This window comes from Brachybacterium sp. SYSU DS0246 (assembly GCF_059391765.1).
On record NZ_JBZXYT010000038.1, the window covers coordinates 1 to 12,374 of the forward strand.

Annotated in this window: 11 protein-coding genes; 2 read left to right on the forward strand and 9 right to left on the reverse strand. The window is 69.6% G+C overall.

The window, feature by feature from the left end; translation table 11 throughout:
* Positions 1-224 precede the first annotated feature (224 nt).
* The 4 genes from AC5020_RS15195 to AC5020_RS15210 all read right to left on the reverse strand — a co-directional run bounded on the left by AC5020_RS15195 (position 225) and on the right by AC5020_RS15210 (position 3,179).
* Positions 225-662, reverse strand: a complete 438-nt coding sequence (locus AC5020_RS15195) for a molybdenum cofactor biosynthesis protein MoaE (RefSeq protein WP_494564448.1) — start codon at positions 660-662, stop codon at positions 225-227.
* 122 nt (positions 663-784) lie between these two features.
* Positions 785-1,333: a MogA/MoaB family molybdenum cofactor biosynthesis protein gene (locus AC5020_RS15200; protein WP_464988885.1), complete on the reverse strand. Its 549-nt coding sequence runs from the start codon at positions 1,331-1,333 to the stop codon at positions 785-787.
* Entirely contained in the window at positions 1,330-1,842 is a 513-nt protein-coding gene (moaC, locus tag AC5020_RS15205) for a cyclic pyranopterin monophosphate synthase MoaC (protein WP_464988886.1), read from the reverse strand. Before moaC ends, AC5020_RS15200 begins: the two co-directional genes overlap by 4 nt.
* A complete protein-coding gene (locus AC5020_RS15210) occupies positions 1,839-3,179 on the reverse strand; it encodes a molybdopterin molybdotransferase MoeA (protein WP_464988887.1) in 1,341 nt (446 codons plus the stop codon). The genes moaC and AC5020_RS15210 overlap by 4 nt, the downstream gene beginning before the upstream one ends.
* A gap of 203 nt (positions 3,180-3,382) precedes the next feature.
* Here AC5020_RS15210 and moaA point away from each other — a divergent pair, with 203 nt between their 5' ends.
* Positions 3,383-4,483, forward strand: a complete 1,101-nt coding sequence (moaA, locus tag AC5020_RS15215) for a GTP 3',8-cyclase MoaA (protein ID WP_377016271.1) — start codon at positions 3,383-3,385, stop codon at positions 4,481-4,483.
* Positions 4,484-4,499: 16 nt separating this feature from the next.
* A complete protein-coding gene (locus tag AC5020_RS15220; protein WP_464988888.1) occupies positions 4,500-4,808 on the forward strand; it encodes a MoaD/ThiS family protein in 309 nt (102 codons plus the stop codon).
* 76 nt (positions 4,809-4,884) lie between these two features.
* Here the strand turns inward: AC5020_RS15220 and AC5020_RS15225 are convergent, their stop codons facing one another.
* The 5 genes from AC5020_RS15225 to AC5020_RS15245 all read right to left on the reverse strand — a co-directional run bounded on the left by AC5020_RS15225 (position 4,885) and on the right by AC5020_RS15245 (position 12,098).
* A complete protein-coding gene (locus tag AC5020_RS15225) occupies positions 4,885-6,171 on the reverse strand; it encodes a HesA/MoeB/ThiF family protein (protein ID WP_464988889.1) in 1,287 nt (428 codons plus the stop codon).
* Between the two features lie 152 nt (positions 6,172-6,323).
* Positions 6,324-8,042: an ABC transporter family substrate-binding protein gene (locus tag AC5020_RS15230; RefSeq protein WP_464988890.1), complete on the reverse strand. Its 1,719-nt coding sequence runs from the start codon at positions 8,040-8,042 to the stop codon at positions 6,324-6,326.
* A gap of 270 nt (positions 8,043-8,312) precedes the next feature.
* Positions 8,313-10,082, reverse strand: coding sequence for an ABC transporter ATP-binding protein (locus tag AC5020_RS15235; protein WP_464988891.1), 1,770 nt, complete (start codon positions 10,080-10,082; stop codon positions 8,313-8,315).
* Between the two features lie 11 nt (positions 10,083-10,093).
* Positions 10,094-11,101, reverse strand: a complete 1,008-nt coding sequence (locus AC5020_RS15240; protein WP_464988892.1) for an ABC transporter permease — start codon at positions 11,099-11,101, stop codon at positions 10,094-10,096.
* A gap of 4 nt (positions 11,102-11,105) precedes the next feature.
* Positions 11,106-12,098: an ABC transporter permease gene (locus tag AC5020_RS15245; protein ID WP_377803431.1), complete on the reverse strand. Its 993-nt coding sequence runs from the start codon at positions 12,096-12,098 to the stop codon at positions 11,106-11,108.
* Positions 12,099-12,374: the final 276 nt, after the last annotated feature.

Genomic DNA, 12,374 nt, shown 5'->3' on the forward strand with positions numbered 1-12,374 from the left:
CGGGTACTGCCGTCCGACGCGCCGGATCTCCTGCCACAGGGCGTCCAGCTCGGGCAGCCGGCTCACCGTCTCCGGGCGGACTCCGAGGGCCAGCAGCACCTCCTGCACAGGCTCGTGCGGGGGACTTTCGTTGTCACGACGCCGGTTGCTCCCGGGCGCGGATGGCTGGGACACGTGGTGGCCTCCTGGCGATGGCGGGTGGTCGTGAACGGCACGGCGACGGGTCAGCCGAGGGCTCCGACCCATTCGGTGCCGCCGTCCTCGAAGATCTGATGCTTCCAGATCGGCACGCGCTGCTTGACGGTGTCGACCAGGTCGTCGCAGGCGACGAAGGCCTGTTTGCGGTGCGGGGCGGAGACCGCGCAGGTCAGTGCCGAGTCGCCGATGCCCAACGGGCCGTGGCGGTGGGCGACGGCGATCATGGCGTCCGGGTAGCGCTCGGCGATCTCCCGGGCGACCTCGGCGATCACCTCGCCGGCGCTCGGATGTGCGGTGTATTCGAGGCGTTGGACTCCGCGACCTCCATCGTGATCGCGCACCACCCCGTCGAAGGTGACGACGGCGCCGCAGCGAGGGTCGCTGACGGCGTCGGCCATCTGGGCCACGGAGATCGCGCTCTCCCGTATCTCGGCCAGGCGCACCCGCTGGCCGGGCTCGCCCATCGGCGGTCCTCCGGGGATGCGCAGCCGGTGCGGATCTGCGGCGGGCTCCCCCGCGATCGGGGCCGCGCCACGGGTCGGGTCCGGCACCTGGTCCCCGGTCGCGCTGAGGCGATCACCGCCGCTCATGCGTGGTCTCCACCGTCGCGCTGTTCGAGCAGGTGGTCGAGGATCGGATCGAGCACGGTGATCCCGTCACGCACTCCCCCGCGCGACCCGGGCAGGTTCACCACGAAGCTGCGTCCCGCCATGCCGGCGACGCCCCGGCTGAGCAGCGCGGTCGGGGACTTCTCGGCACCGAGGCGGCGGACGGCCTCGAGCACGCCGGGCATCTCGCGGTGCAGCAGCGGGGCGGTCTGCTCGGGGGTGACATCGGTGGGACTGATGCCGGTGCCGCCGGAGGTGACGATGACGTCGATGCCCGCCTCGATCGCTGCGGAGAGGGCGGTGCCGACGTCCGGCCCGTCGAGCACGACGTGCCGCTCGACCTGGTCCAGTCCGCGGTCCTCGAGCCACTGGACGAGCAGGGGTCCGGTGCGATCCTCGTAGGTGCCGTCGGCCGCGCGGGTCGAGGCGATGATGACCCGGGCGGTGCCGCTCAGGGCCGGGGCGTCCTCAGGGTCGGTGCGTGCGGAGCAGTCGGCGTCGCTGCGCTGGGCGGGCATCTGTTTCATGGGGTCTCCTCCTCCGTCGCCCTGTCGCCGTCGCGCTCGCTCTCGCGGCTCCAGTCGCCGCTCTTGCCTCCGGACTTCGCGAGCACGGCGACGTCCTCGATGCGGGCCAGGTGATCGACGGCCTTGATCATGTCGTAGACCGTCAGGGCGGCCACGGTGGCTGCCGTCAGCGCCTCCATCTCCACGCCGGTGACGCCCTTGGTGCGCACGCGCGCGGTGATCTCGACGCGGTCCTCTCGCGGCGCGAGGTCCAGCTCGACGCCGGACAGCGGCAGCGGGTGGCACAGCGGGATCAGGTCGCTGGTGCGTTTGGCGCCCATGATCCCTGCGATGCGGGCGGTGGCCAGGGCCTCCCCCTTGGGCAGGTCCCCGGCGGCGATCCGCTCGACGACGTCGGGCCGGGTGCGCAGCACGGCGCGGGCGCTGGCCTCGCGTGCGGTGATGTTCTTGGCGGTCACGTCGACCATGTGGGCGGAGCCGTCGGCCCGCACGTGCGAGAGGTCGTTCATCTCTCTCCTCCGGGGATCAGCAGGGTCTCGAGGATGTCGCCGTCGCGCACCACCTCGGTGCCGACGGGGATGATCGCGAGGGCGTCGGCCGCGGCGAGCCCGCCGATCAGGTGCGAGGAGGCTCCGGCGACCAGGCGCACGCGCCCCGAGGGCAGCACGCGGGCCCGACGGTACTGCGCGAGCTGCGGCGGGGAGGACTCCTCTCCGTCCAGCTGGACGGGCAGGTGCAGTCGTCGCCGAGGCGGGGCGCCGAGTGCGGGACGGGCGATGAGTTCACAGCTCAGCAGCGCGGAGACGGGGTTGCCGGGGAAGGCGAGCCAGGGCACGCGGCGGTCGGGCAGGTCGAGGGTGCCGATGCCCTGCGGTCCGCCCGGCTGCATCGCGACCGAGGGGAACGCCATGGTGACGCCGTCGCCGGCGGCCGCGTGGCGGACCACCTCGAAGGCTCCGGCGCTGACGCCGCCGCTGGTGACGATGAGGTCGGCGTCGTGCTCGGTGACCTGGGCCCGCAGGCGGGTGACCAGTGCTGTCGCGTCATCGGGCACGGCGCCGCGGTGGACCACCTCGGCGCCGGCAGCGGTCAGGGCGGCCGCCAGTCCGGGGCCGTTGGCGTCGTACACGGCCCCGTCCGGGAGACCGGCCCCCTCGCGCTCTGCCCCGTCGGCCGCGACCTCGCTGCCGGTGGACAGCACGATCACCCGCAGCGGCACCTCGACCTCGACGTCGGAGAGGCCGCAGGCGGCGAGGTGGGCGATCCGGGCCGGCGTGAGCACCTGGCCGCTGCGCAGGATGGTGTCGCCGTGATGGGTGTCCGAGCCCCGGGCCCGCACGAAGCGCCCCGCGGCGGTGGACTGCGGCGTCAGAGTGACCGTATCGGGCGCGGCACCGGTGTCGGCGCCGGTGCCGGCACCGATGGCCGGATGGAAGCTGCCCGCCTCGCTCTCCTCGACGGGAACCACATGGTCGGCTCCCTCCGGGATCGCGGCACCGGTCATGATGGGCCGGGCCGTGCCGGAGGCGAGGCGTCCCGGGCCGTCGCCCGCGGCGATCGTCCCGCCCAGCGGCAGCGTCACCGGGACCCCGGCCGCCGAGGGAAGATCCGCACTGGCGACGGCATATCCGTCCATCTGGGAGTTGTCGTGACCGGGGACGTCGACCAGCGCCCGCTGCTGGCCGGCAGCCACCCGCCCCACGGCCTGCCCGTCGAGCGCGACCACCTCTCCCCGGCGCGAGGCGGCGAGCAGGGCGACGGCGTCTGCCACGTGCTCGGCCAGCGGGATGCGCTGGGCACCGGTCATCGTGGTGGCCTCCTTCGCGTACGGACGTCGGGCCGTCATCTCACGTGCCCTCCCGGAGGTCCCAGTATGGCCCCGCACCACCGTGGCGCCTCGGCGGTGATCACTCGCCGGGTGCCCCCATCGCCGCCCCGGATGCCCCCGGCCGGCCCACGAGGCCTATCCTGATCGGACACCCTGCAGACCGGACACTGCGCAGACCGGACACCGTGCAGACCGGGCCACCGCGAAGGGAGGGCCGCGCCATGAGTTCCCGCCGCATCGGACTGGGGATCCCCAAGCCGCGCACGACCGACGACGCCGCGCCCGAGCTGCCCGACACCTCGGACCGCCCGGCGACGCCGGCCCTTGCCGACCGGTTCGGACGCGCCGCCACCGACCTGCGGATGTCGCTGACGGACTTCTGCAACCTCCGCTGCACCTACTGCATGCCCGCCTCCGGGCTCACCTTCCTGAACAAGGACCAGATGCTCTCTCCCGAGGAGGTCGTGCGCCTGGTGCGGATCGGGGTGGAGCGCCTGGGCATCGAGCAGGTGCGCTTCACCGGCGGCGAGCCGCTGACCCGGCCCGACCTCGAGGAGATCATCGCCGGCGTCGCGGCGCTGACCCCTCGTCCCGATATCTCGCTGACCACCAACGCGATCGGGCTCGACCATCGGGCATCGCGACTGCGCGAGGCGGGGCTGGACCGCATCAACGTCTCCCTGGATTCCGTCGTCTCCGAGACCTTCGAGCGGCTCAGCCGGCGCCCCCTCCTCCACCGCGTGCTGGCCGGGATCGACGGCGCGCAGCAGGCCGGCCTGGACCCGATCAAGATCAACGCCGTGCTGCTGCCCGGGGTCAATGACCACGAGCTGCCGGAGCTGCTGGACTGGTGTCTGAGCCGCGATCTGCAGTTGCGGGTGATCGAGCAGATGCCGCTGGATGCGGACCACATCTGGGACCGCACCTCCATGATCACCGCCGCCGACGTCCACGCGATGCTGCGCCCCTCCTACGAGCTCACGCCGGTGGCCGAGGACCGCAACGGCGCTCCGGCCGAGCTGTTCGAGGTCACCGATCGTGCCACCGGGCGCCACCGCGGCCGCGTCGGCATCATCGCCTCGGTCACCGAACCGTTCTGCGCGGATTGCCGACGCACCCGCCTGACCGCCGAGGGCCGGGTGCGCACCTGCCTGTTCTCCCGGGAGGAGACGGACCTGCGCGGCACCCTGCGCTCCGAGGCCGACGACGAAGCGATCGCCGAGATCTGGCGGGCCGCCCAGTGGGGCAAGAAGGCAGGCCACGGCATGGACAGAGCGGACTTCGTCCAGCCCGAACGACCCATGAGCGCCATCGGCGGATGACCTACCAGGAGACGACGTGAGCACGCCCGACTTCTCTGATGCTGGCGCCGGCGCGAGCGGTGCCGGCGGCCGCGCCGCACTCCCCACCATCACCGTGCGCCTGTTCGCCGGTGCCGCCGCCGAGTACGGGGCCGACACCGCGAGCGTGCACGGCTCGAGCGTGCAGGACGCGATCGATGACCTGCTGAGCACCGCGACCCCGCAGGCGGCACGGGTGATCGGGCGCTCGAGCTTCCTCGTCAACGCCGTGGCCTGCACGGATCGCAGCCGACCGCTCACCGACGGGGATCGCCTCGACGTGCTGCCGCCCTTCGCGGGCGGCTGATCCGCGCGAACGGGCGTCGCGCTGCCGGCGGGGATCGGTCAGGGCGCGGGCCGCTCAGCGGCAGCGGTCAGCGCCGTCAGGACGAGCCGCCACTCCCGTGCTGACCCGGGCGATCGGCCCCGCTGCTCTGCACGGGCATGATCTCGATCCCGCTGCTCCGCGCGGCCGCGAAGCCTCCGCGCAAGGAGCGCACCCGGATCCCCCGCTCCGAGAGGACCCGCTGGGTGCTGGCCGACCGGGTCCCCGCCGCGCAGTAGAGCACCGCGCCGTCGAGTCCCTGCGGCGCGAGCTCCGGATCATCCGCCCCCGCCGGATCCAGCAGTCTGCCCATCCGCACGTGCTCGGCGCCGCGGACCATCCCGTCGGCCAGCTCCGAGCTCTCGCGGATGTCGAGCACCCGCGTCCCGGCCGCCAGCAGTGCCGGCAGCTCGTCGGGCTCGACCTCGTCGGTCCCCGGCCCCGTCGGCCCGGGCAGTCCGCACGTCACGGCGATGTCCTCGATCCGGGCGACGGGCGGGCGCTGCGGATCACGGGCGATCGGCAGCTCGTCCCAGCGGGCGCTCAGCGCGTCGTAGAGCGCGAGGCGGCCGTAGAGCACATCTCCCATACCGGCGATGACCTTGACGGCCTCCATCGCCATGGTCGATCCGATCACGCCGCACAGCATCCCCAGCACGCCGGCCTCGGCGCAGCTGGGCACCTCCCCCGGCCGCGGCGGCACGGGGTGGACGTCGCGGTAGGTGACGCCGCGGCCGCCGGCGCCCCAGAACACGCTGACCTGCCCGGCGAAGGCGAGGATCGAACCCCACACCAGCGGCACGTCGAGCAGCTCGCAGGCGTCGGAGACCAGATACCGGGTGGGGAAGTTGTCGGTCCCGTCGAGCACCAGGTCGTGGCCGTTCAGCTGCTCCAGCGCGGTGGTGGGCGTGACCGCCTCGACCACGGCCGTGACCGAGACGCCGGGATTCTGCGCCCGCAGGTGCTCACCCGCCGCCACGGCCTTGGAACGGCGGACGTCCGCGGCGGTGAACAGCACTTGCCGGTGCAGATTGGTGGCGTCGACGACGTCCGGGTCGAACACCGTGAGGGAGCCGACGCCCGCGGCGGCGAGATAGGAGAGCACAGGGGCACCGAGGCCGCCGGCGCCGATGACCGCGACCCGGGAGGCGGCCAGCCTGCGCTGCCCGAGCTCGCCCAGCTGGGGCAGGCGCATCTGGCGGGTGTAGCGCTCGCCTGGTGCGTCCGCGCCCGGCGGGCGCAGTCGCTGCGCTGGCAGAGCGCGCTCCGCGATGTCCGGCCGGCCCGCGGACCCCCGGGGTTCCGGCGGACCGCCGACGTGGGACTCGTGACGCTCGGTGACCATGGACGCAGTCTCTCTCAGAACGCTCTCCGGTGGATCAGCGGGCCCAAGACGGCCGCCCGGAGCGTGGCCCCGGCGCAGACGCGAGAGCCCCGGTCCGTGTGGACCGGGGCTCTCCCGGGCGACGGTGCGGCTACGCCGGCGCGGGGACGCGGTCAGGAACTGAGCTTGTCCGATCCCGCGACGTAGCCGATCTTGGTCCAGTCAGGGCTCTCGAAGCCCCAGGCGCCGAAGTTCGCGAGATCGTCGTGCTGGACGAAGAAGTCGTAGGACTGCCACAGCGGAATAGTGCCTGCGAGCTCCCACAGGTTCGCATCGATCTGGTTGATCAGGTCCAGGCGCTTGGCCGGGTCCGTCTCGACCGAGGCCTGGTCGACGAGGTCGTCCGTCTCGGGATCGCCGATCTTCCCGAAGTTCTGCTCCCCGTCCGACTTCCAGATCGCGTCTCCGGACGAGAGGAACGGTGTGCCGACCCACCCGAAGAGGCTCAGGTCGAACTCGCCCGGGATGACGTACTTGGCGAACAGGTCCGTCGGCGGAACCTTCTGCACCTTCATCGTGATGCCGATCGCGGCGAGCTGCTCCTGCACGACCGGGACGACCGCCTCATTGGTCTTCGACCCGTCGTTGTAGACGTAGGTGATCTCGATCGGCTCGCCGTCCTTCGTGGCGAGATCGTTCTCGAAGGTGTAGCCCGCATCCTCCAGGAGCTTCTTGGCCGCGTCGGGGTCATAGGTCCCGAGATCGCCGGCGTTGTCCTGGTAGCCCTCCTGATTCGTCATCAGCAGGTGGTTGTTCAGAGGCTCGGTGTTCTCCGGGTACGGCATCGTCGCGTTGACGGCGAGGAACACCTCTTCGCGATCGATCGCCCGGTGGATCGCCTGGCGCACGGCCTGGTCAGCAAGCGGGCGACCCTCCGCACCGTTCAGCGTGATGTGAGTCCAGTTCGGTCCGGCGGCCATTCGCAGCGTGGCGCCGCTGCCGATCATCGGCTCGACCACGGAGTACGTCGCCGGCACCGTCGTCTCGATGACATCGAGCTGGCCGTTCTGGAAACTGGTGGCAGTCGCCGCCGGATCCTCGATGGTCGTGAACAGGACCTGCTCGAGCAAGGCCTTGTCGCCCCACCAGTTCTCATCCGGCTCGAGCAGGACCGTCTTGTTCGCGGCGTCGATCTTCCCGACCGTGTACGGCCCGGCCGTCACCTTGGGCTCTTCGAGCCATCCGGTGTTGAAAGCATCCGGAGTTTCGACGAGCGAGTCCGGCATCACCGAGGCAAGCCCGATCCAGTCGGCGTACTTCTCCTTGAACGTGATCACCGCAGTGCGCTCGTTCTCACCCTGTTCGATCTTCTCGACCTTGTCGTACCCCTCGGACGATGCGATGCCGTACTCGGGTTTCGACCCGTCCATGATCGTGAAGACGTTCTCGATCGACGTGTAGTCGATCGGGGTACCGTCCGACCAGGTCATGCCCTCGTTCAACTCGATCTCCATCACCTGGGGATCTTCGGAGGTCAGCTCGAGGCGCTTGGTGTAGTGAGGGTTGGGCGTGACTTCACCAGCGGCATCGGACTGGTAGAGCTGCGGGTAAATGGCCTCCATCATGTCTGTGGTGTTGGCTTCATTGCCATCCGTGTGGAAACTATTCCAGTTCGCAGGGAAGGCGTTGTTCGCCAGGCGCAGCACGCCTCCCTCGCCGAGTTCGTCCCGCTCCATCGCATTGATGTCGTTCTGGTCGGCAGCGATCTGGTCCCCACCGCCGTCGGACGCTCCGTCGCCACTGTTCCCGGGATCCTGGCTGCATGCCGCCAGGGCTGTCATCGAGACGGTCAGAGCCGTCGCCCCCAGCATGGAACGCCGCGTCAAACGCATGTGCTTCTCCTTCACTCGCGGATCCGCTCGTCGGGCCCGCTCCACGTATGTGACCTGCACGCGATATGGGATTGCGACCTCCTTGGTCACTTCCCCGCCTGCGGTGGGTTCACCCTATGTCCGATGCGATCTACGACACGGCCGATCGTTGACGCTGTTACTCATTCGCAACACACGGTATCCGGGCATGCTCCACACGCATTTCTGCGCAGGCAGGAAAAGGGGACGGCACCCTCTGGTGCCGTCTGCTCCGGTTTCCTTCTGTGCTGGTCAGAGGGCCGTACCGGCCCCCGAGGAGACTCCTTTGTCGCCACCGAAGATGGAATGATCTATCACGTCCCGACGCCGAGCGCGAGCGATCTCCGGGTCCGGAATCGGAACAGCCGCGAGAAGTTCTCGACTGTACTCGTGCTGGGGATCGGTAAAGACGTCCTCGGTGTCCCCGAGTTCAACGATCTTCCCTTTCTGCATGACCGCGACGCGATCGGAGATGTGCCGTACGACGGAGAGATCGTGGGAGACGAACAAGAAGCTCACCCCGAGGCGCGCCTTGAGATCGGCGAGCATGGCGAGCACGCCGGCCTGCACCGTGACATCGAGGGCGGACGTGGGCTCATCGAGCACGATCAGTTTCGGATCGCAGGCCAGGGCTCGTGCCACGCCGACCCGCTGGCGCTGGCCCCCGGAGAACTCCGTGGGGAATCGCGCCGCGTGCTCGGGAAGCAGGCCGACCATCTTCAGCAGCCAGTCCACCCGCTCGTCCATGCGCTGTTTGCTGTATCCCTGGACCCGCATCGGCTCCTTGAGGATGTCGCTGATCGGCATGCGCGGGTCCAGTGCTGCCATCGGGTCCTGAAAGACGATCGTGACCTCGGAACGCAGCGCGGCGCGCTCCTTGCGGGTCAGGGCGCCGGTCTCCTTGCCCCCGATGCGTATGACGCCCTGCTGCGGAGTTCTCAATTGCATGATCTCCATGAGGGTGGTCGTCTTGCCGCACCCTGACTCACCCACCAGGGCGAGGCACTCGCCCTCACGGATATCGAAGGAGATGCCGTCGACGGCGCGCTGTTCGCCCACCTTCCGGCGGACCACTGCCCCCTTGGTGATCGGGTAGATCCGCTGCAGCTCCTCGACCTCGAGCACGGCCGGTCGCGCCTCGCGCGGCCCGCGGTCCTCGGAGCTCGCGGCGCGCTCGGCGACCTGGCGCAGCGCTGACCCCGCGACGCTCTTGGTGCCTTCGGACTCGGCCAGATCGGCCCGGGGCACCGCCGCGAGCAGGCTGCGCGTGTACTCCTCCTGCGGCCGGTAGAAGATGTCGTCGACCGGGCCGGTCTCGACCATCTTCGATTCCTTCATGACCAGGACCCGATCGGCGAATCCAGCGACCACGCCCATGTCATGGGTGATCAGCACGGTCGCGGCGCCGAGGAGCTCCTGGGCAGACTTGAGCAGGTCCAGCACCTGTGCCTGGATGGTGACGTCCAGAGCCGTGGTCGGTTCATCGGCGATGATCAGTTCGGGCTCGTTGGCGATCGCCATGGCGATCATCGCCCGCTGTCTCATCCCTCCGGAGAACTCGTGCGGGTACTGCTGTGCGCGACGTTCCGGCTCCGGAATGCCCACGGCGTGGAGAAGCTCGACCGCACGTCGATCCGCCTGCGCCTTCGAGCGTTCGGGGTGATGGATGCGTACGACCTCGGCGATCTGGCGTCCGACCTGATACACCGGGGTCAGGGCCGACAGCGGGTCCTGGAACACCATGGAGATCGTGTTGCCCCGCAGCGCGGAGAGCTCACGATCGTCCATGGTGAATACCTTGCGGCCCAGCAGGTCGATCTCACCGCTCACGCTCGCCGTGCGCGGCAGCAGGCCCATCACCGCCAGCGAGCTCACGGACTTGCCGGAACCGGACTCGCCGACGATGGCGAGCGCCTCGCCCGGACGGACCTCATAGCTGAGCTCCTGGACGGCGCGCACCGTCCCGTACTCGGAGGGGAAGGAGACGCTGAGGTCTTGCACGGACAGGATGGGTTCGGTCATTCGGCTTCCCCTCAGAGTCGGCTGGAGCCGCTGGTCGGGTCGAGGGCGTCGCGGAGAGCTTCACCCATGAGGTTGATGGAGATGACGAGCACCGCGAGGATCGCCGCCGGCGGCATCCAGGTGTAGGGCGCGGAGATGTTGTAGTCCTGCAGCACCGTGCCCAGCGAGACCTGCGGGTACTGGATGCCGAAGCCGATGAACGACAGCCCGGTCTCCCCGAGGATCGCGGCGCTCACGCCGAGCGTGGTGTCGATGATGATCCAGCTGGCGATGTTGGGAATGATGTGCCGTGTCATCGTGATGATCGGGTTGACGCCCATGAAGCGCGACGCCTGGACATACTCGGTGCGCACCAGCTGCTGGGTCATCGCGCGCAGGACGCGGGCGGTGAGCATCCAGGCGAAGCCGGCCAGGAGCGGGATCATCCACAACCAGGTCGCCTGCTGGAGCACGGGGCTGAACAGCATGAGCAGCAGCAGGGAGGGGATCACCAGGAACAGGTTGATCAGGTTGACGAGCCCGCCGTCGGCGAGTGCGCCCCATGTGGACTTGCTGCTGACGTAGCCGGCGACGACGCCGACGACGAGCGCGAGCAGGGAGGTCAGCAGGGCGGTGCCGATTCCGATCACGAGCGAGATGCGCAGGCCCTGGAGGGTGCGCGCGAAGATGTCCAGGCCGTTCTCGTTGACGCCGAACCAGTGGTAGGCGCTCGGACCCGTCAGGGCGTTGCGGAGGTCGCGCTCGAACGGCCCGTACTGATAGAGCATCGGGCCGAAGATCGCGAGCAGCACCAGCAGCGCGAACGAGATCATCCCGATCCAGGCACTGGGACTGCGCAGGAAGCGGCGGCGCAGGAGCACCCCGCGGCTCATCGACTCGAACGGGCCCGCGGTCGGCTGGTCCGCGGGCGCAGCGGCGTCCTGCGATCCCGACTCGAGGACCAGGTTGGCGTCGGGCTCGGTGCTTTCTCGAAGCTGCGCGGCGTCGTCGCTCGAGCGGATGTCGTGGGAGTTCGTCATGGTCTCACCGGATCCTCGGGTCGAGCGCGCCCTGCAGGATGTCAGCGAGCGTCGCGGAGAGCAGCGTCAGGATGGCCGTGTAGAGCACGACCCCGGCCGTGCCGTTGACGTCGGCCATCCCGATGGAGGAGATCGCGAAGCGGCCGATGCCCTGCCAGTTGAACATCAGCTCGACGAACAGGGACCCCGAGAACGCGGCCCCCACGGCGAAGGCGAAGTACTGCCCCATCGGGATCAGCGCCATGCGCAGCCCGTGCCGGGTCATCGCACGCCCGCGGGTGAGCCCCTTTGCCCGGGCGGTGCGGAGGTAGTCGCTGCCGAGGACGTCCAACGTGGTGACCTTCATGTATCGCGAGTACGAGGCGGCAGCGGTCACGGCCAGGACGATCGTCGGCATCACCAGTGCTTTGACCTGGTAGCGGATCGACTCCCAGGACCCGGGCTCGAGCAGCGGGTTGACCGGGTTGATCGCCGGCAGGCCCCAGCCGGTGCTGTCCATGATCGCCTGGTTGGCCTGTTGCACGATCAGGATGATCACGGGGGTGGGCAGGGACAGGACGAAGAAGGCCAGCAGAGTGGAGGCGCGGTCGTCGAGGGAGTCGCGACGGACCGCGGCGATCATGCCGAGCACGACGCCGACGACGGTCCCGATGATGGTGCCGAGCAGCACGAGCCGGAGGCTGATCGGGATCCTGTTGGCCAGTTCGTCGACCACCGGAACCATGGCCTTGTTGGTCCCGGTGGTCACGCCGAGATCACCACGGACCAATCCCCCGAGCCAGGTGGCGTAGCGCTCGAACAGAGGGGTGTCGGGATTGACGTTGCGCGCGTTGAGATAGAGCTGAGCACTCTCGTACGGGACCGGTTCGGTCGCCGCCGGCGGGTACAGCACTTCCTCCGGATGCATGAGGGAGGCGGCCAGCAGGTAGGCGAAGCTGGTGGCGACGAAAGCGAGGATCGCGTACGTGAGCACCCGGATCGAGACGAACCTAATCACGCTGTCTCCTGGGCAAGCTGTCCGGCATATCCTCTGTCTTCCTCTCCGTACCTGCAGGGTCGCGTCCTGCAGTACTTCGTGACCGGGAGTCCGCGTCGAGGCGGGCCCGCTACGACCCGGGATCATCACGGGACGCCGACCACATCTGTGTGGCTCGGTGAGGGTTCCCCACCCTGGGCCTGTCGAATTGCTCCGGGTCTCACCCGGTTCGCACCCCGGACACGATAGCGCCCCGGGACCCGGCAAAAGTGCCTCAACCGGGCCGCCAGGCACCAA

Excerpts from the sequence above, each read along its gene's own strand:
- AC5020_RS15195 (WP_494564448.1), bottom strand. The coding sequence starts at position 662 with ATGGGCGAGCCCGGCCAGCGGGTGCGCCTGGCCGAGATACGGGAGAGC.
- AC5020_RS15200 (WP_464988885.1), bottom strand. The coding sequence starts at position 1,333 with ATGAAACAGATGCCCGCCCAGCGCAGCGACGCCGACTGCTCCGCACGC.
- moaC (WP_464988886.1), bottom strand. The coding sequence starts at position 1,842 with ATGAACGACCTCTCGCACGTGCGGGCCGACGGCTCCGCCCACATGGTC.
- AC5020_RS15210 (WP_464988887.1), bottom strand. The coding sequence starts at position 3,179 with ATGACGGCCCGACGTCCGTACGCGAAGGAGGCCACCACGATGACCGGT.
- moaA (WP_377016271.1), top strand. The coding sequence starts at position 3,383 with ATGAGTTCCCGCCGCATCGGACTGGGGATCCCCAAGCCGCGCACGACC.
- AC5020_RS15225 (WP_464988889.1), bottom strand. The coding sequence starts at position 6,171 with ATGGTCACCGAGCGTCACGAGTCCCACGTCGGCGGTCCGCCGGAACCC.
- AC5020_RS15230 (WP_464988890.1), bottom strand. The coding sequence starts at position 8,042 with ATGCGTTTGACGCGGCGTTCCATGCTGGGGGCGACGGCTCTGACCGTC.
- AC5020_RS15235 (WP_464988891.1), bottom strand. The coding sequence starts at position 10,082 with ATGACCGAACCCATCCTGTCCGTGCAAGACCTCAGCGTCTCCTTCCCC.
- AC5020_RS15240 (WP_464988892.1), bottom strand. The coding sequence starts at position 11,101 with ATGACGAACTCCCACGACATCCGCTCGAGCGACGACGCCGCGCAGCTT.